The organism is Ensifer sp. ENS11, from assembly GCF_014851895.1.
In the GTDB taxonomy this organism is placed as follows: Bacteria; Pseudomonadota; Alphaproteobacteria; order Rhizobiales; family Rhizobiaceae; genus Ensifer; species Ensifer canadensis.
In genome coordinates this window covers 283,542-300,492 of the sequence record NZ_JACVAN010000007.1, presented here as the reverse complement: position 1 = coordinate 300,492, position 16,951 = coordinate 283,542, and the positions used below count along the sequence as shown (strand labels likewise).

Sequence of the window (16,951 nt, the reverse complement as noted above, 5' to 3'; positions counted from 1 at the left end):
GGAGTTGCCACCGCGATGAGCGAAGCTGAAATGTCCGTCGAGAAACATGTCTTTGAAGCCGATGTAGCCAGGCTGCTCCATCTCATGGTGCACTCGGTCTATTCCGACAAGAACGTCTTCCTCCGCGAACTGATTTCGAACGCCGCGGACGCCTGCGAGAAGTTGCGTTACGAGGCGATCGTCTCGCCGGAACTGCTGGCAGGCGATACGAACCCCAGCATCAAGCTGACGCTCGATGAGGAAAACAACCGCCTCATCGTCGAGGACAATGGCATCGGCATGAGCCGCGACGAACTCGTCGAGGCGCTCGGCACCATCGCCCGTTCAGGCACGCGCGCCTTCATGGAGCGCATCGAGGCCGCACAGGGCAAGGAAGGCGCGCAGCTCATCGGCCAGTTCGGCGTCGGCTTCTACTCCGCCTTCATGGTCGCCGACAATGTCGACGTCGTCTCGCGCCGCGCCGGTTCGGACCACGCCTGGCACTGGTCGTCGGACGGCAAGGGCAGCTACACGGTCGCAGCCGCCGATCTTGCTGACGCGCCGGCACGCGGCACGCGCATCACCCTGCATCTTATGGAAGATGCCAAGACCTACACCTCGCGCTGGACGGTCGAGCGCATCGTCAAGGACCAGTCCGGCCACGTTCCGGTTCCGATCTCGATCGTCGAGAAGCCCGGTGCCGAACCGGTTTCCGTCGGCGACGGCACGGCGCTCTGGACCAAGCAGAAGAGCGAGATTTCCAAGGAAGACTACGCCGACTTCTATCGGGGCGTTTCGGGCCAGTACGACGATCCGGCATTGACGGTGCATTTCCGCGCCGAGGGCCGGCACGAATATACGGCACTTGCCTTCGTGCCCGGCTCCAAGCCCTTCGACCTCTTCGATCAGGACCGCAAGGGCCGGATGAAGCTCTACGTCAAGCGCGTCTTTATCACCGACGAGGCGGAATTGCTGCCGCGTTACCTGCGCTTCGTGCGGGGTCTGGTCGACACCTCGGACCTTCCGCTCAACGTCTCGCGCGAGATGATCCAGGAAAGCCCGCTGCTGTCGAGCATCCGCAAGGGATTGACCAACCGCATGCTGACGGCGATCGAAAAGCTGGCGGAGAGCGATCGCGGGGCCTTCGACAAGATCTGGGAAAACTTCGGCAGCGTGCTGAAGGAAGGCATTTACGAGGACTTCGAACGCCGCACCCAGCTGATCTCGCTTTCCCGCTTCCGCACGACCACCTCGGAAGACGGTCACCGCAGCCTTGCCGACTACGTCAAGGACATGAAGGACGGCCAGTCGGCGATCTACTACCTGACGGGTGACAACCTCGCCCAGCTCAAGGCATCGCCGCAACTTGAAGGCTTCCGCGCCCGCGGCATCGAAGTGCTGTTGCTGACGGATCCGGTCGACAGCTTCTGGGTGACCTCGGCGCCGGACTTCGAAGGCAAGCCGATGAAGTCGATCACGCAGGGCTCGGCCGATCTGGGCAGTGTCGCAAAGCCGGAAGGCAGTCCCGACAGCGCACCAGAGGCAAGCCAGGCGGTGACGGATTTCGTCGCCTTCGCCAAGGAAACACTCGGGGAAGCCGTGTCGGAAGTTCGCACGTCCGATCGCCTGACGGAAAGCGCCGTATGCCTGGTCGCGCCCGAGAATGGCCCCGATCGCCAGCTCGAAAAGATGCTGCAGGGCGCCGGCCGCCTCGACGGAGCGGCAAAGCCGATCCTAGAGATCAATCCCGGCCATGCGCTGATTGCCGCAATCGCCGCCTGCCCGGCCGATGACAGCGCGTTTCGGACTGACGCCGTTCAGCTTCTGCTCGACCAGGCGCGCGTCCTCGATGGCGACAAGCCGCAGGATCCACGCGCATTCGCCGAGCGCCTGTCACGCGTCTTCAACCGGGCGCTCAAGGTTTAACGCACCGGTTCAAGCACCTGTAATTGCAGCGATGAAAGGGTGAGAGGGAGAAATCCCTCTCACCCTTTCGCTTTTTCGGGCGCCGCTTCCATGCCGATCTCCGCCAATACCTCCGCCGTATGCTCGCCGAGACGCGGAACACCGCGGTCGAGCACCAGCGAGGCATCGGAAAAACGGATCGGCGTACGGACGCCCGGCGAGGTCCCGCTGGCCGCACCGGAATGCGGTGTGTCGATCTGCATCTGCCGATGCACGACCTGCGGATCGGCAAAGACGTCGGCGACCGTGTTGATCGGACCGCCCGGCACGCCTGCCTCTTCCAGCAATGTCAAAAGCGCGTCCCGTTCGTACCTTGCCGTTTCGGCGCTAAGCGCCGGTGTCAGGCTCTCGCGATTCTGGACGCGGGAGGCATTGGTCAGATAGCGCTCGTCCGTTGCCAGATCGCCGCGGCCAAGCAGGTTGCAGAACTTGACGAACTGGCGGTCGTTGCCGACGGCGACGATCAGGTGCCCGTCCGCCGTCGGGAACACCTGGTAGGGTGCGATGTTCGGGTGGGCGTTGCCAAGGCGGCGCGGCGCCTTTCCCGAGACGAGAAAATTGAGCGCCTGATTGGCGAGCACGCCGGTCATGCAATCAAGCAAGGCCATGTCGATCTGCTGGCCCTTACCGGTTCGCTCGCGCTGCGCCAATGCCGCCTGGACGGCGATGACGCCATAAAGCCCGGTGAAAATATCGGCAAAGGCGACGCCGATCTTCTGCGGCTCACGATCCGGCTCGCCGGTCAGATCCATGATCCCGCTCATGCCCTGGACGATGTAATCGTAACCGGCGCGATGCGCATAGGGTCCATCCTGACCGAAGCCCGTGACCGAGCAATAGATCAGGCGCGGATTGACCTTCTTCAGGCTCGCGTAGTCGAGACCATATTTCTCGAGGCCGCCGACCTTGAAGTTTTCCAGCAGGACGTCGGATTGTGCCACCAGCCGGCGCACCGCCTCCTGCCCTTCCTCGGTGGTGAAATCGAGCACCACCGAGCGCTTGCCGCGATTGCAGACGTGGAAATAGGCCGCGTCGAGCTTCTCCCCCTCCTCGCCGGCGACGAATGGGGGGCCCCAGGTGCGGGTGTCGTCACCCGCCGGGCTCTCCACCTTGATGACGTCGGCGCCGAGATCGGCGAGCGTCTGGCCGATCCAGGGACCGGCGAGAATGCGGGCAAGCTCAAGAACGCGAATACCCTTCAGTGGCGCTTCCATGATCGGCCGCTCAGAAGAAGGCCTGGAGGCCGGTCTGGGCGCGGCCGAGGATCAGCGCATGAACGTCGTGCGTGCCCTCATAGGTGTTGACCGTCTCGAGGTTCACCATGTGGCGCATCACCTGGTATTCCTCGGAGATGCCATTGCCGCCGTGCATGTCGCGGGCCATGCGGGCGATGTCGAGTGCCTTGCCGCAATTGTTGCGCTTGACGATCGAGATCATTTCCGGCGCCATGCGGCCTTCATCCATCAGGCGACCGACGCGCAGCGAACCCTGAAGTCCGAGCGAGATCTCCGTCTGCATGTCTGCGAGCTTCTTCTGGAAGAGCTGCGTCTGAGCGAGCGGGCGGTTGAACTGCTTGCGGTCGAGACCGTATTGACGAGCGGCGTGCCAGCAGAACTCGGCCGCGCCAAGCGCACCCCAGGAAATGCCGTAGCGGGCGCGGTTGAGGCAGCCGAACGGGCCCTTGAGCCCCTCGACATTCGGCAGCAGCGCATCTTCGCCGACCTCGACATTGTCCATGACGATTTCGCCGGTGATCGAGGCGCGCAGCGACAGCTTGCCGGCAATCTTCGGCGCCGAGAGGCGCTTCATGCCCTTGTCGAGCACGAAGCCGCGAATGGCATTGCCATGGGCTTCGGACTTTGCCCAGACGACAAAGACATCGGCGATCGGCGCATTGGAGATCCACATCTTCGAGCCGACGAGACGGTAGCCGTTCTCCGTCTTGATGGCACGGGTCTTCATGCCGCCGGGGTCGGAACCGGCGTCAGGCTCCGTCAGGCCGAAGCAGCCGATCCATTCGCCGCTGATCAGCTTCGGCAGATACTTCTGCTTCTGCTCCTCCGAGCCATAGGCGTAGATCGGGTAGATGACCAGCGAGGATTGCACGCTCATCATCGATCGGTAGCCGGAATCGACGCGCTCGACTTCGCGGGCGACAAGACCATAGGCGACATAGGAAGCGCCGACACCGCCGTAGGTCTCCGATACGGTCGCGCCGAGCAGACCAAGTTCGCCCATTTCCCGGAAGATTTCGGGATCAGTCGATTCTTCGCGATAGGCAGCGATGACCCGCGGCTGCAGGCGATCCTGTGCATAGGCTCGTGCCGTGTCGCGGATCATGCGCTCGTCCTCGGTCAACTGATCTTCGAGGAGGAACGCGTCGTCCCATTGAAATTGCGTCTTGCCGGCCATGTTTCTCTCCCATCGGATTTTTCCACTTGCGGTTATGGCAAGCAGAACCAAGGCTTTCAAACGAAATTGAGGCACCGCCTCATGCGTCTGCGGAATGGCCTCGCTGAGCGCCACACAATCGGCTGTGAAGTGCCGCCGGACTCCTTGCGCGCTACACATTGGGCGTGCCACCGGTCGCCAGGTGCCGTTCATGTTGCAAATCCGTCGAAATATGGCGACAAGAGTCGGGTTCACTTGGCGGCGCTCGTCGTCACCGCGCCGCGCCAGTGCCACGCTAAAGGTCCATGCTCGTACCCGCCAATGGCCAACGACCGCTTAGAACGCTTTGCTCACAATCTCGACTGGAACTTGCTGCGCACATTCGTCGTCGTGGTGGAGGAAGGCAGCATCACCGCTGCGGCCAACAGGCTCCTGCTGCAGCAGCCGGCCGTCAGCATGGCGCTCAAGCGGCTCGAACAGACCGTTGGGCAAAAGCTCATCGACCGCCGCCCGGGCCGCTTCGACCTGACCGATGCCGGCGCCCGATTGCACGCGCAGTGCCGCGACATCTTCGCGGCCGTCATCCGGCTTCCCAACGTCCTTGAAACGGCGGGCGAGGAAATCACCGGCCACCTCAACATTCATGTCGTCAGCCATGCCCACAACCCGGCCTGGGACCGGAAGCTCGAGAGCTTCTTTATCCAGCATCCGAAGGTAACGATTTCGGTGACGGTCGCCACGACTGTGGACGTTCTGAGCGCAGTCGAACGCAACATCGCGACGATGGGTCTTTGCGACGGCAACATCCCCGCCTGGCTGAACAAGAGCTTCCACGTGCGTGAGCGCTATGCGCTTTACTGCGGCCGCGAGCATCCCCTGTTCGGTGTCGAGGGTGTTGATTTCAACGATCTTCGCGGCAATGCCTATATCGCCTTCATCGCCGATGTGCTCGGCGGACAGCATATGAACTCCGTGACGGCAGTGCGCGCCATTGGCTCGTTTGGCCAGCAGGTTCGGGCCGTCTCCTGCAATGTCGAGGAAGTGATGCGGCTGATCGCCTCCAACGTCGGCATCGGCATGCTGCCGGATCATCTGGCAGCGCCCGCCGTCGCCGGCGGACGACTTTGGCAACTGCCGCCCTACCACAACCTGCCAACGACGGATGTGTTTCGCATCTCCAACCCGAACTCGATTCTCAATCCGGCCGAGGCCGCCTTCCTTGCGCATGTGGCCGATACCGCGCCGCTTGATCACTGCCTTGATCATCAGCAGAATTGATAGCGACATTTCCCGTTATAAATTTGAACGCGTAACACGCGCTGCCTATGGTCCCACCAAATCAGGAGCGGGGTCGGGACATGCGTGAATTTGATGTGGCAATCGTTGGTGGCGGCATTGCCGGCCTTTCGCTGGCCTTTTTTCTGGCACCGCACCGCTCCGTTGCCGTCATCGAGCGGGAAGACGGGCTCGGTTATCACAGCACCGGGCGCTCCGCCGCCGAATTCGTTCTGCGGTACAACGCCCCTGAAGTGTGCAAGCTCGCGGCGATCTCCAAGACTTTCTTCGATCAGCCTCCCGAAGGCTTTTCCGACGTACCGCTGTTGAAGCAGCGTGGCGGCGTCATGATCGCCAATGCGGAGAAAGTGGCACGGCTTGAGGCGGTGTTTGCCGAGGAAAGCGCTGTCAATCCCGACCTGCGAAGGCTGACTGTCGACGAAGCAATCACCCGCGTACCGATTCTTCGGCGCGACTATGTGGCGGCCGCATTTTATGACCCGAATTTCTGGGACATCGAGGTCGAGAACCTGCTGCAGGGTTACCTGCGCGGCGCACGTCGCCATGGCGCCGAGGTGATTGAGCGCAGCGACATCGTGGCTCCGCGCCGCGAGGCAAATGGCTGGGTGCTTTCGACGAATGCCGGCGAGATCCATGCCCAGGTCATCGTCAATGCGGCTGGCGGCTGGGCCGACCCGGTCGCAAGCCTCTTCGGCGTGACGCCGGTCGGCATCGTGCCGCATCGCCGCAGCGCGATCACGGTGGACCTTCCCGCGGAGATCGATGCCCTGACAATGCCCGAGATCAACGAGATCGACGAGGACTTCTATATGAAGCCCGAAGGCGGGCGGCTGCTTGCCTCTCCTGCCGACGCCACGCCGTGCGAACCGACGGACGTGCAGCCCGAGGAGATCGATGTCGCCTGGGGCGCCCACTACGTGGAAGAGGCGACGACCGTCCCGGTCCGCCGCATCTTCAAGAGCTGGGCTGGCTTGCGCAGCTTTTCACCGGACAAGCTGCCGGTGATCGGTCACGCCAAGGATCGTCCGGATTTCTTCTGGCTTGCCGGCCAGGGCGGCTACGGCATTCTGACGTCGCCGGCACTAGGCGCGCTTGCCGCAAACCTGCTGATTGGCCTACCGGCGCCCGAAAGCTTCGCCGCAAACGGCCTTGACCCAGTCGGTTTCAACCCCGAGCGCTTCCTGAGGTAGCGACAACGCACCTCCATCCCGCTGCGATTGTCACATTCCGTTAAGGATGTCGGCGAGGCTGTGAACTGTAACATAAACTACAAGAAACTGACATTTCGCTTTCATGAAGCGCCGATATGGCAGGTGTCATACCGATGACCGGTCTCCCCGAAAGAGGACCTGCTAGAAATGTTTCAGTTGAAGAATGTAACCCGCCAGTTCGGCAAGAAGACAGCCGTGAGCTCGGTTACCTTCGACATTCCCCAGGGCCAGATGGTCGGCGTGATCGGCCGCTCCGGCGCTGGCAAGTCGACGCTGCTTCGCATGATCAATCGCCTGGTCGACCTGTCGTCCGGCTCGATCGAGTTCGCCGGCACGGAAGTCTCGTCACTGCGCGGTGCCGCACTGCGCAACTGGCAGCGCGACTGCGCGATGATCTTCCAGCAGTTCAATCTGGTGCCGCGCCTCGACGTTCTGACCAATGTGCTGCTGGGTCGCCTGAACCATCGTTCGACGGTTCTGAGCATCCTCAACATGTTTACCCGCGAAGAGCGCATCATGGCGATCGGCGCGCTGGAGCGCCTCGGCATCGAGCAGACGGCGCTGCAGGCGGCGGGCACGCTTTCCGGCGGCCAGCAGCAGCGCGTGGCCATCGCCCGCGCATTGATGCAGCAGCCGAAGGTTCTGCTCGCTGACGAGCCAATCGCCTCGCTCGACCCGCTCAACGCCAAGATCGTCATGGACGCGCTGCGCGACATCAACGAGCGCGACGGCATCACCGTAATCACCAATCTCCACACGCTCGACACGGCGCGCAACTACTGCGAGCGGATCATCGGTATGGCGCACGGCCGCGTCGTCTTCGACGGCCAGCCGAAGGACCTGACGGCGGCCGCCGTCGCCGAGATCTACGGCGCCGATACGGGCATCGAGGAATCGATGACCTCGACAAGCATCAACATTCCGGCGGCCATTCCGCAGGAACAAACGGCATCTGCCGGCCTCCAGCCGCTGGCACTGGCCGGCATCTGACGCCCGCCAGGATCGAAGGCCCACGTCAAGGGCACCTCTTTGAAACCGAATATCATCCGGCAAAGCCGGAGAAACGGGAGAACCTTATGCTGAAGAAAGCTCTTCTGGGCGCTGTCGCCCTGCTCGCCCTCGTCGGCCACGCTCAGGCCGAAGACCTCAAGGAATTCCGCGTCGGTATCATCGGCGGCGAAAACGAAGCCGACCGCCTGCGCAACTTCCAGTGTATCGTCGACAAGCTGCCGGCTGCAATCGGCGTCGAAAAGGTTTCGCTGTTCCCGGCCGCCGACTATGACGGCGTCATCCAGGGCCTGCTCGGCGGCACGCTCGACTACGCCGAACTCGGCGCTTCGGGCTTTGCCAAGATCTACCTCGCCAAGGCCGACGCGGTCGAGCCGATCCTGACGACCGTCCAGACCGACGGTTCGACCGGCTACCACTCGATCATGGTCGCCCGCAAGGACTCCGGCATCACCAAGCTCGAAGACCTGAAGGGCAAGAAGCTCGGCTTTGCCGATCCGGACTCGACCTCTGGCTACCTCATCCCGCTCGTCACCCTGCCGGAATCGATCGGCGCGCCGGTCAAGGAATTCTTCGGTGAAACCGGCTTCGGCGGCGGTCACGAAAACCTGGTTCTCGAAGTCGTCAAGGGCACGTTCGATGCCGGCACGACCTTCGGTTCGGGCGTCGGCGAATTCAAGGACGGCTACACTTCGGGCAACCTGAAGAAGATGGTCGACAAGGGCATCCTCGACATGAATGACCTGGTCGAACTCTGGAAGTCGCCGTTGATCCCGAACGGCCCGATCGTCGTCCGTTCGACGATGAACGATGACATGAAGGCCAAGTTCAAGCAGTTCATGCTCGACCTGCCGAAGACCGATGCCGCCTGCTTCTCCGCCATCCAGGGTGGCGATTTCACTGGCTTCACCGAAGTCAACGCCGACTTCTACAAGCCGATCATCGACGCCCGCAAGGCAACGATCGGCGGCTGATTTTCCTGATCATTCAAGGACGCTGGCCGCCAAAACGGCCAGCGTTCGCCTTTTTGCTGGGGCGCCTGGAGCGCCTGTCGACAGAGGCCGGCATTGCCGGAACATTCATGGCAACTTCCATGCTCCCGAGGCATCTGAGTGAAAACGGCGCGCTGGTCGAGCGCCACTGGCAGGAGTTGAACTCGCGTCGCCGGCTTTACTCCTGGCTCGGCTTCGCCGTGCTGGTGCTCGCCCTTTCCGGCTCGCTCTGGTTTGCCAACGATTCCAATGCCGGCAAATTCTTCGACCGCCTGCCGCACTTCTTCGATTTCGTCGGCGATCTCGCGCCGCGTGATGGCCTGGAAATCTTCCGCGCCATGTTCGATCTGCCTTCGCCCTACGACGACGGCAGCTTCAAGTACAATTATCCCGAGGGTCGGCTCTACCTGACCGAGAGCTTCTACATTCCTGAGTATGTGCACAAGATGCTGGAGACCGTGAACATCGCGATCTTCTCCACCGTCATCGGCACGTTCTTCGGCTTCATCTTCTGTTTCCTTGCCGCCCGCAACCTGATGCCCAATCCGTGGGTTCGTGGTGTCGTGCGCCGGCTGATGGAGATCCTACGCGCCTTTCCCGAAGTGGTCATCGCCGGCTTCTTCCTGGCAATCCTCTCGCTCGGGCCGATACCCGCGATCGCCGCGGTTTCGATCCACACGGTCGGCGCACTCGGCAAGCTGTTCTTCGAGGTGGTCGAGAACGCCGACATGAAACCGGACGAGGGCCTGCGCGCCGCCGGTGGCAACTGGATCGAACGCGTCTGGTTCGGCATGGTGCCGCAGGTGCTGCCCAACTTCGCCAGCTATTTCCTGCTTCGCCTCGAGATCAACGTACGCGCCTCGACCATCATCGGCGCAGTTGGCGGCGGCGGGATCGGCGAGTTGCTGCGTCTGTCGATCGGCCAGGGCCATCAGGCAAAGACACTGGCGATCGTCATCCTGCTGTTTGCAACGATCTTCGCCGTCGACCAGTTTTCCGCATGGCTGCGCCGTCGCCTCGTCGGCGACCAGGCCTTCCAGCTTGCCCAGTAGGTGCGCATCATGACCTCCACGACCAGATTAAGCGCTCTCGAAATGGATGCGATCGCATCGCGTCACCCGCACTTGCTGCAGGGCTCCTCGAACAAGCGCCTGCGCACGATTGTCATCAGTGTCGGCCTCGTCGCTTACCTCATCTTCAGCTGGTGGTTCTTTTCGATCGGGCATGTTCTGGGCAACGCCAATTGGGGCATTGCCGGGACCTATCTCGCGGATTGGGTCTCCTACGAGGTTCGGCCCGAGATCAAGATCGCCCGCGACAAGACGATGACGCTCGATTACCAGCGCAACTCGCCGCTTGGGCCAAATCCGAATCCGGCATGGGTGGAACTCGACAAGGAAACCGTGACCCGAAAAGTCGAATTACCCGCTGCAACCGCACAGACTGCAAAGCCCAAGACGACGTCATCCTTCAGCTTCATGGCGCCGGGTTCAGCGCTCGGCGCGGCCAATACGCCAAGTGAGCAGAACCGCGTCGAAATGCGGACCGAGGAAATCATCACCAGGGCCGTCATCACCTATGACAGGTCGACGAAGATCGAAATTGCCGACGGACTCGTCAAGGCAACCCATCGTGGCGAGACGCTGACGATGGCCGTCGATGGCCAGGACACGGTAACCCCTCAGGGTGCCCTCCCCGCCTGGGCCACGCAGAAACGCCCGGGCGAGAAGATCACGCTCGCCTTTGGTGCAACTGGTTGGGCCGACGTCGAAGGTGACGACATCTCGATCCGCAATCGCTTCTTCGGCTGGGCCAATTTCCTCTTCGACGTCCACTCACCGTTCTTCGGCAAGGGCTATGGCGATATATTTTCGTTGATCACGAGCGGCGAGCGCATCGAACCCACGCGCTCGAACCTGTCGCTTGCCTGGAACAACATCCTCTACAACGCCGAATGGCAGCATCTGGATGTGTGGACCAAACTGCTGCAGACCGTGGTCATGGCCTTCGTCGGCACGCTTTTTGCCTCGCTGGTCGCGTTCCCGCTCTGCTTCCTGGCGGCGCGCAACATCACCCCGAATTTCCTGACGAACCAGCTCGCCAAGCGCTTCTTCGATTTCCTGCGTTCGGTGGACATGTTCATCTGGGCATTGTTCTTCACGCGCGCCTTTGGCCCGGGACCGCTTGCCGGCATGTCCGCAATTTTCTTCACCGACACCGGCACCTTGGGCAAGCTCTACTCCGAGGCTTTGGAGAACATCGACGACAAGCAGCGCGAAGGCGTAAAATCCGTCGGCGCCACCCCGCTTGCCGTGCAACGCTTCGGCGTCCTGCCGCAGGTCCTGCCGGTATTCGCCAGCCAGGCGCTCTATTTCTGGGAATCCAACACGCGTTCGGCAACGATCATCGGCGCTGTCGGCGCCGGTGGCATCGGCCTGAAACTCTGGGAAGCGATGCGTACCAACTCCGATTGGGAAAATGTCGCTTATATGGTGCTTCTCATCTTGCTGGTCGTGTTTATTTTCGACAGCATCTCGAACGCCTGCCGCTCGCGACTGATGGGGCAGAAGGCTCATTGACGAGAAGAATTTTTTGCACCGCGGCCATCATGATGTTGTCATGGAAATCGGCTAGCTGCGCATCGCATCCCGCGAACAATCGACCCGCCGTTCCGGCGGGCCGGTCGATACAAGAAAGTGAAGACCGTGCGTTATGCAATCTACTTCGCGCCGCCGGCAGACGACCGGCTGTCGCAGACGGCGGCCCGTTGGCTCGGCCGTGATGCCTTTACCGGCGAGACCAATGAACTTTCAGCGTTAGGCAGCCTTGATGCCGCCACGCGACATGCACTGACTGCCGACCCGCGACGCTACGGCTTTCACGGCACTCTCAAGGCCCCCTTCACACTTGCCGAAGACCGCAGCGAAGCCGAGCTGGTCGCAGCCTTCGAAACGTTTGCCGACAATGTTGAACCCTTCGAGATCCCTCAACTCACGCTCCTTCAGCTTGGCCCGTTCTTCGCGCTGGTTTCCGCGACCCACTGCGAGGCGTTGCAGGAATTCGCGGCGCAGGCCGTGCAAACCTTCGAGCCGTTTCGGGCGCCGTTGTCGGACGTGGACATGGCGCGACGCAACCCGGACAAGCTTCCGGAGCGGCAGAGGGAATACTTGAGAAAGTGGGGATACCCCTATGTTTTCGAAGAATTTCAGTTTCACCTGACGCTGACCGGGCCGGTACCCGGCGAGACAGCGAAACCAATGCGGACCGTGCTTGAGAGCACCTTTGCTGATCACATCGGCAAGCCGCTTCACGTCACGTCAGTTGCGCTCTTCGTCGAGCCGCACCGTGGCGCACCGTTCCTGGTCCATTCCCTGCTGCCGCTCCGCGGCGCGACACAACGAAAGATCGCATGAGATGAGCAAAGAACAAGTCCTGACCAATGCCCGCATCGTTCTCGAGGACAGTATCCTCGACGGCTCGGTGCTGATCCGCGACGGCAAGATCGCCGATATCTCTCATGGCACGACCAACACTGGTGAAGACTTCGAAGGCGACTACCTTCTGCCTGGCCTCATCGAGCTGCACACCGACCACCTTGAGGCACATTACTCGCCGCGGCCCGGCGTTCGCTGGTTGAAGATCGCCGCGATCCAGGCACACGACGCACAGGTCGTCACGTCTGGCATCACCACCGTATTCGACTGCCTGCGCCTTGGTTCGGACGAAGACGGCGGTTTCCAGAAGGGCGAAATGCGCAGCATGGCGGACGCGCTGGCCCAGGCCAAGCAGGAAGGCCGCCTGCGCGCCGACCATCTGATCCACCTGCGCTGCGAGGTTTCGACATCGGACGTGCTCGATCACTACGAGGACTTCCAGAACGATCCGCAGGTCAAGCTCGTCTCGCTGATGGACCACGCGCCGGGGCAGCGCCAGTTCCAGACGATGGACCAGTACACGCTCTACTACAAATCCAAGCGCGGCCTGTCGGACGCCGAATTCGGAAAATTCGTTGAACGTCAGCAGGCGCTTTCGGCGAAGTATGCCGGCCCGCACCGCGATGCGCTCGCCAAGGCCTGTGCTGAGCGCGGCATTACCATCGCCAGCCACGACGACGCCACGATCGCCCATGTCGACGAATCTATCAGCTACGGCATCAAGCTCGCCGAGTTCCCGACCAGCTTCGAAGCGGCGGAAGCCTCCCATCGCGCCGGTCTTAGTGTGCTGATGGGCGCGCCCAACATCGTGCGCGGCAAGTCGCATTCGGGCAATATCGCCGCCCGTGACCTTGCCGACCGCGGCGTGCTCGACGTGCTTTCGTCCGATTATGTGCCCTTCAGCCTGATCCACGCGCCGTTCGTGCTCGCCGATGAGCTTGAAGCCATCGACCTGCCGAAGGCGATCGCCATGGTCAGCACCACCCCTGCCCGCACCGTCGGCCTCGACGATCGTGGCCGGATTGCCGTCGGCTTGCGCGCCGACATCGCGCGTGTCCACAGGCAGGAAGGTATTCCAGTGGTGCGTTCGGTCTGGCGCGAAGGTCGGCGTGTCGCATGAGCCAGCTCGAACTTAGGCGTGGCGCGCTTGTCGTCGTCGTCGGCCCGAGCGGGGCCGGCAAGGATAGCGTCATGGGCTTTGCCGCCCGACACTTCTGCGACTGCTCCGATGTCCACTTCGTTCGCCGCGTGATCACGCGGCCGTCGGACGCCGGAGGCGAGGTGCATGAAAGCGTTTCAGTCGCCGAATTCGTCGACATGGAGCAGGCAGGCGCCTTCGCTGTGTCCTGGGACGCGCACGGCCTGAAATACGGCATTCCCGAAGACGTTCGCCGCAATGTCGAACACGGCACCACGGCAATCGTCAACGGCAGCCGAAGCGCCCTGCCGGCGTTCCGCGCCGCCTTCGGCAACATCGCCGTCGCGGTCATCACGGCCGAGCCCGCCGCGCTCGCCAAGCGTCTTGCCGAGCGCGGACGCGAAAGCGAAGAGGACGTGTTGCGCCGGCTCTCGCGACAGGTGCCCGACGTCACATCGGGACCGGATGTCACGATCATCGACAACAGCGGTCGCCTTGAGAGTGCCGGGCGTCACTTCGTCGACCTCGTCGAGCGATTGCGCATGAGTGCCGCCCATCCGGCCTAAGTGTCGCGTTTTCCCAGGCGCCGTTTTTTAAGACCCTGGAGCAACCGCTCCGGGGTCTTTTGCATTTGAATGCCATCGCCCGGCGGCAATTCCGTGCGCCGTCTCCTTCCCTTTTCCTTCAGAAAGTCAATTTTCCTCTTGTCGAGACGATTATTATGTATATACATTATATCCAACGAGAGGGGATCGGCTGATGAGTCAATTTTCGACCAACGCAAACGCGTCCGGCATCTGGCGCAATCTTCGCCTTGCGACGTTGCGACCCGATCAAGACGGCCTCGGCATGGTGGAAAAGGGCGCAGTGGCTGTCGTCGACGGACACATTGCCTTTGCCGGCGCCGAGAGCGACCTTCCCGCCGATCTATCCCGCACACTTGAAGCAACGAATTGCAACGGCCGGGTGATGACGCCCGCCTTCATCGATTGCCATACGCACCTCGTCCACGGCGGCAACCGCGCTCGCGAGTTCCAGATGCGGCTCGAAGGTGCGTCCTATGAGGAAATCGCCCGCGCCGGTGGCGGTATCGTCTCCTCGGTCAAGGCAACCAATGCACTCTCAGTCGACGCGCTCGTGAAAAGCGCTCTGCCACGGCTCGACACGCTCATTGCCGAAGGTGTTTCGACGGTCGAGATCAAGTCCGGCTACGGCCTGAATATCGACGCCGAACTCAACATGCTGCGCGCCGCGCGCAAGCTTGGCGACAAACGTCCGGTCCGCATCGTCACCAGCTATCTCGCAGCGCATGCGACCCCCGCCGACTACAAGGGGCGCAACGACGACTACATTTCCGAGGTGGTGCTTCCGGGTCTTGATGTCGCCCACGCCGAGGGCCTGGTCGATGCCGTCGATGGCTTCTGCGAAGGCATCGCCTTTTCGACCGCAGAGATCGCCCGCGTCTTCGGTCGCGCCAAGGCGCTCGGCCTGCCGGTCAAACTGCATGCCGAACAGCTTTCCAACCTCGGTGGCGCCAAGCTTGCCGCCTCCTACGGTGCGTTGTCCGCCGACCATCTCGAATATCTCGACGCTGATGGAGCGCAGGCAATCGCCAAATCGGGCACGGTAGCCGTGCTGTTGCCCGGCGCGTTTTACGCGCTGCGCGAAAAGCAGCTTCCGCCGGTGGACGCGCTGCGCGCTGCCGGAGCGCACATCGCCATCGCAACGGATTGCAATCCCGGCACCTCGCCGCTGACTTCGCTGCTACTGACCATGAACATGTCGGCGACGTTCTTCCGGTTGACGATTGCCGAATGCCTCGCCGGCGTTACCCGCGAGGCGGCACGTGCGCTCGGGCTTCTCGCCGAAACCGGCACGATCGAAGTCGGCAAGTCTGCCGACCTCGCACTCTGGAACATCGAAGATCCGGCCGAGCTCGTCTACCGCATCGGCTTCAATCCACTTCATCTGCGCATCTTTAAGGGCGAAAGGACCGGTCTATGACCATCATTCTGCATCCAGGCTCGGTTCCGCTTGAGTATCTCGAGACCATCTATTGGAGCGGCGAACCTGCCCGCCTGCATCCGTCGTTCGACGCAGGAATCGAGAAGGCGGCCAAGCGCATCGCCGAGATCGTCGCCGGCAATGCGCCTGTCTATGGCATCAACACCGGCTTCGGCAAACTGGCTTCGATCAAGATCGACAGCGCTGACGTCGCCACCCTGCAGCGCAACCTGATCCTGTCGCATTGCTGCGGCGTCGGCCAGCCGCTCGCCGAAAACATCGTCCGCCTGATCCTGTCGCTGAAGCTCGTTTCTCTCGGTCGCGGCGCCTCCGGCGTCAGGCTCGAACTGGTGCGGCTGATAGAGGCGATGCTCGACAAGGGCGTCATCCCGGTCATTCCGGAAAAGGGCTCGGTCGGTGCGTCCGGCGACCTGGCACCGCTTGCCCACATGGCAGCCGTCATGATGGGCCACGGCGAGGCATTCTTCGAAGGCGCCCGCATGTCCGGCGCACAGGCCCTTGCCAAGGCCGGGCTGACGCCGGTGGTGCTTGCCGCCAAGGAAGGCCTCGCGCTGATCAACGGCACTCAGACGTCGACCGCACTCGCGCTCGCCGGCCTCTTCCGCACCCACCGCGCCGCCCAGGCAGCGCTCATCACCGGCGCAATGTCGACCGATGCAGCGATGGGTTCGTCTGCGCCCTTCCATCCGGACATTCACACACTTCGCGGCCATCAGGGCCAGATCGACACCGCCGCCGCCCTTCGCGCGCTTCTCTCAGGTTCCGCCATTCGCGAAAGCCATATCGAGGGCGACGAGCGGGTGCAGGATCCCTATTGCATTCGCTGCCAGCCGCAGGTGGACGGCGCCTGCCTCGACCTGTTGCGCTCGGTCGCGCGCGTGCTCGAAATCGAAGCGAATGCCGTTACCGACAACCCGCTTGTCCTTTCCGACAATTCCGTCGTCTCCGGCGGCAACTTCCACGCAGAACCGGTAGCGTTTGCCGCCGACCAGATCGCGCTCGCGGTTTGCGAGATCGGCGCGATCTCCCAGCGGCGCATTGCCCTTCTTGTCGACCCGGCCTTGTCCTACGGACTGCCGGCCTTTCTCGCCAAGAAGCCTGGCCTCAACTCCGGCCTGATGATCGCCGAGGTGACGTCGGCGGCGTTGATGTCGGAAAACAAGCAACTTTCGCACCCGGCCTCGGTCGACTCCACGCCGACATCGGCCAATCAGGAAGACCATGTTTCCATGGCCTGCCATGGCGCCCGCCGGCTGCTGCAGATGACCGACAACCTGTTTTCGATCATCGGCATCGAGGCGCTGACCGCCGTGCAGGGCGTCGAATTCCGTGCGCCGTTGACAACGAGCCCCGAACTTCAAAAAGCCGCCGCAGCCCTACGTGCAGTTTCGCCGACGATCGAAGAGGACCGCTATCTCGCCGACGATCTGCAGGCGGCCGGCGAGCTGATCGCATCCGGCACCCTGAATGCCGCGATTTCTGCCGGCATTCTGCCAAAACTGGAGGCTTGAG

At 62.3% G+C, this 16,951-nt stretch carries 14 protein-coding genes; 12 read left to right on the top strand and 2 right to left on the bottom strand.

What is annotated here, in order from left to right; genetic code table 11:
* Window positions 1-15: 15 nt before the first annotated feature.
* Complete coding sequence (htpG, locus tag IB264_RS16595; RefSeq protein WP_057211223.1) at window positions 16-1,905, top strand: molecular chaperone HtpG; 1,890 nt, start codon at window positions 16-18, stop codon at window positions 1,903-1,905.
* A 59-nt stretch (window positions 1,906-1,964) separates the two neighbouring features.
* Here the strand turns inward: htpG and IB264_RS16590 are convergent, their stop codons facing one another.
* On the bottom strand, window positions 1,965-3,158 hold the full coding sequence (locus tag IB264_RS16590) for a CaiB/BaiF CoA-transferase family protein (protein ID WP_192433843.1): 1,194 nt from the start codon (window positions 3,156-3,158) through the stop codon (window positions 1,965-1,967).
* Window positions 3,159-3,168: 10 nt separating this feature from the next.
* On the bottom strand, window positions 3,169-4,356 hold the full coding sequence (locus tag IB264_RS16585) for an acyl-CoA dehydrogenase (RefSeq protein WP_025428677.1): 1,188 nt from the start codon (window positions 4,354-4,356) through the stop codon (window positions 3,169-3,171).
* 300 nt (window positions 4,357-4,656) lie between these two features.
* Between IB264_RS16585 and IB264_RS16580 the strand changes: the two genes are divergently transcribed.
* From IB264_RS16580 to hutH, 11 genes are all read left to right on the top strand, one after another.
* A complete protein-coding gene (locus IB264_RS16580) occupies window positions 4,657-5,613 on the top strand; it encodes a LysR family transcriptional regulator (RefSeq protein ID WP_025428676.1) in 957 nt (318 codons plus the stop codon).
* Window positions 5,614-5,693: 80 nt separating this feature from the next.
* A complete protein-coding gene (locus IB264_RS16575) occupies window positions 5,694-6,821 on the top strand; it encodes an FAD-binding oxidoreductase (RefSeq protein WP_025428675.1) in 1,128 nt (375 codons plus the stop codon).
* Window positions 6,822-6,989: 168 nt separating this feature from the next.
* Window positions 6,990-7,832 (top strand): phosphonate ABC transporter ATP-binding protein, encoded by an 843-nt coding sequence (gene phnC / locus IB264_RS16570; RefSeq protein ID WP_025428674.1) that lies wholly within the window; start codon window positions 6,990-6,992, stop codon window positions 7,830-7,832.
* 86 nt (window positions 7,833-7,918) lie between these two features.
* Window positions 7,919-8,824, top strand: a complete 906-nt coding sequence (gene phnD / locus IB264_RS16565; protein WP_025428673.1) for a phosphonate ABC transporter substrate-binding protein — start codon at window positions 7,919-7,921, stop codon at window positions 8,822-8,824.
* A gap of 107 nt (window positions 8,825-8,931) precedes the next feature.
* The gene (gene phnE, locus IB264_RS16560; protein ID WP_025428672.1) at window positions 8,932-9,894 is read left to right on the top strand and encodes a phosphonate ABC transporter, permease protein PhnE; all 963 of its coding nucleotides are present in this window, start codon (window positions 8,932-8,934) and stop codon (window positions 9,892-9,894) included.
* Window positions 9,895-9,903: 9 nt separating this feature from the next.
* The gene (gene phnE, locus IB264_RS16555) at window positions 9,904-11,421 is read left to right on the top strand and encodes a phosphonate ABC transporter, permease protein PhnE (RefSeq protein ID WP_025428671.1); all 1,518 of its coding nucleotides are present in this window, start codon (window positions 9,904-9,906) and stop codon (window positions 11,419-11,421) included.
* A 126-nt stretch (window positions 11,422-11,547) separates the two neighbouring features.
* A complete protein-coding gene (locus IB264_RS16550; RefSeq protein ID WP_025428670.1) occupies window positions 11,548-12,255 on the top strand; it encodes a DUF1045 domain-containing protein in 708 nt (235 codons plus the stop codon).
* Window position 12,256: 1 nt separating this feature from the next.
* Window positions 12,257-13,396: an alpha-D-ribose 1-methylphosphonate 5-triphosphate diphosphatase gene (locus IB264_RS16545; protein ID WP_025428669.1), complete on the top strand. Its 1,140-nt coding sequence runs from the start codon at window positions 12,257-12,259 to the stop codon at window positions 13,394-13,396.
* Window positions 13,393-13,980, top strand: a complete 588-nt coding sequence (phnN, locus tag IB264_RS16540; protein WP_057211228.1) for a phosphonate metabolism protein/1,5-bisphosphokinase (PRPP-forming) PhnN — start codon at window positions 13,393-13,395, stop codon at window positions 13,978-13,980. The genes IB264_RS16545 and phnN overlap by 4 nt, the downstream gene beginning before the upstream one ends.
* 193 nt (window positions 13,981-14,173) lie before the next feature.
* Window positions 14,174-15,418, top strand: coding sequence for an imidazolonepropionase (hutI, locus tag IB264_RS16535; protein WP_057211229.1), 1,245 nt, complete (start codon window positions 14,174-14,176; stop codon window positions 15,416-15,418).
* Window positions 15,415-16,950, top strand: coding sequence for a histidine ammonia-lyase (gene hutH, locus IB264_RS16530; RefSeq protein ID WP_025428666.1), 1,536 nt, complete (start codon window positions 15,415-15,417; stop codon window positions 16,948-16,950). The genes hutI and hutH overlap by 4 nt, the downstream gene beginning before the upstream one ends.
* Window position 16,951: the final 1 nt, after the last annotated feature.